We start from the raw sequence: 1,988 nt of genomic DNA, 5'->3' as shown, positions 1-1,988 counted from the left end.
GAATTAATATTTAATTTATATACATAATATATTTATAACAGGTTTGGAGTGAAGTGAATGAATATACTTAATTTAAATACACATAATCATTTAAATCAATTTAAGGATGATTTTTATGATAGCAATGAATGTTACTTGATATTATCAACAGCTTACGAACTAAATAAAATAAAATCTATTTTAGATATAGATGAAATAACATTTAAAGATTGTTTAGATTTTGATGATAGCATACGATTAGATTTATTTGATAATTACGATTTTTTAAGTCTGAATATATTTGAACTTAAAAATAGTAAAGCTATTATAAGTGAAATAAATATATACTTAGCTGATAATTACATTCTTGTTGTAAGTGATAAAGATACGTTCATATATAAGTACATTTTAAAAATGATGAAAGACAATTTTAAAGTAGATGAAAATCCAATTGTAGCACTATTTAAAATAAATTATTTAATTTTTAAAGAAATAATAGTAAATAGTTTCGAAAGCTTAGAAAAATTAGAAGATATGATATTGGAGCTGGAAGATAAAATGCTTCAAGGGGTTAGAGATCAATATTTTCATGAAATTAGTGATATTAGAAATTTAACTAGAACTGTAGTTAAGAATACTAGGCCATTACTTTATATAGGAGATAGAATACTAAAAGAAAACATACGATATTTAACATATTCAGATATAAAAAAACATAACCTTGAAAACTTACAAAGTATTGATTTCGGGATAGATAAGTTGTATAATTTCGCTATTTCCACAAGAGAGTTAGCAGATAAGCTATTAGATATATATTCTTCCCAAGTAGCTGAAAAAACTAATAATTTAATAACTAAACTAACATTACTTACTGCTATTTCAGCTCCCCTTACTATAATAACAGGTATATACGGAATGAACTTTAGTTTTATGCCTTTTCTTCAATGGCGTTTTGGATATTATTTCACAATAGGATTTATGTTCTTAATAATGGCATTAGGTATAATTATATTTAAATCTAAAAAAATGCTTTAGTATTTGAATTTTGATATAATGTAAATACATTAAATAACTGGAGGAAATTATGTATTTAAAAACTAATGACAATATAAACCTTTATGTGAATAGGGTAGGAGAGGGTATAGATTGCATATATGTACATGGAGGCCCTGGTGCTTGGAGTAAAGATTTCGAAAAATTTTGTGGTATCTATATGCATAGTATATTCAATATAGCGTATTTAGATCAAAGAGGTTGCGGAAGATCTGAAGGAGATTATAATTCAAACTATTCTATCGATAGATTAGTTGAAGATATAGAAGAGGTTAGAGTGAAGCTTAACATACAAAAATTTATAATAATTGCACATTCATTCGGGGGAATTATAGCAACTTCATATGCAAGTAGATATGAAGAAAATCTAAAAGGCATAATATTAATAAACTGCACCCTAGATTTTAAAGAAGCGTTAAAAAGCCAAATAAAAGAAGGGTGTAATCTTTTAGGTGTAAATCAGATTGATTGTGATACAAACTTACAAAACTTAATATACATTTGGAAAAAAGTAGTATTTAATTTAGTGAGGTATAATTTGTACTATATGCTTCAATTCAAAAGTATAAGTAACTATGAAAAGTTAGAAATTTTAGATAAAGAAATTTTAAACACAAAAATGTCTGAGCTTGCATTTGAAAATAAAAACTATTTTCTAGATTATACCTATTTAACTAAGAGCATAAAAATTCCGACTTTAATAATAACGGGAAGTGAAGACTATGCAGTAGGAATAGAGCATCACGAAAGTTTTGAATTTAAAAATAGCATAATCAAAACTATAAATGGAAGACATACTCCTTACATAGAGGATTCATCAAAATTAATAAATATTATAAAAGACTTTGTGTCTGTATTTATTTAAAACAGATATTAGTTTACATAATATTATTATTTTAAACTATATTTTAATTTTATAATCGGAATATAAATAAAAGCTTTAATTTGGATTCTAA

The 1,988-nt window shown here is 24.6% G+C and carries 2 protein-coding genes; both read left to right on the top strand.

Annotation, left to right across the window (positions count from 1 at the left end):
• Positions 1-57: 57 nt before the first annotated feature.
• Entirely contained in the window at positions 58-1,014 is a 957-nt protein-coding gene (locus VN21_RS15195) for a magnesium transporter CorA family protein (protein WP_046824001.1), read from the top strand.
• A 49-nt stretch (positions 1,015-1,063) separates the two neighbouring features.
• A complete protein-coding gene (locus tag VN21_RS15190; RefSeq protein WP_046824000.1) occupies positions 1,064-1,897 on the top strand; it encodes an alpha/beta fold hydrolase in 834 nt (277 codons plus the stop codon).
• The last annotated feature ends 91 nt before the right edge of the window (positions 1,898-1,988 follow it).

It is taken from the genome of Paraclostridium benzoelyticum (assembly GCF_001006285.1).
GTDB classification, from domain to species: domain Bacteria; phylum Bacillota; class Clostridia; order Peptostreptococcales; family Peptostreptococcaceae; genus Paraclostridium; species Paraclostridium benzoelyticum.
The sequence above is the reverse complement of the archived record's forward strand: the minus strand, read 5'-3'. Positions and strand labels throughout refer to the sequence as shown.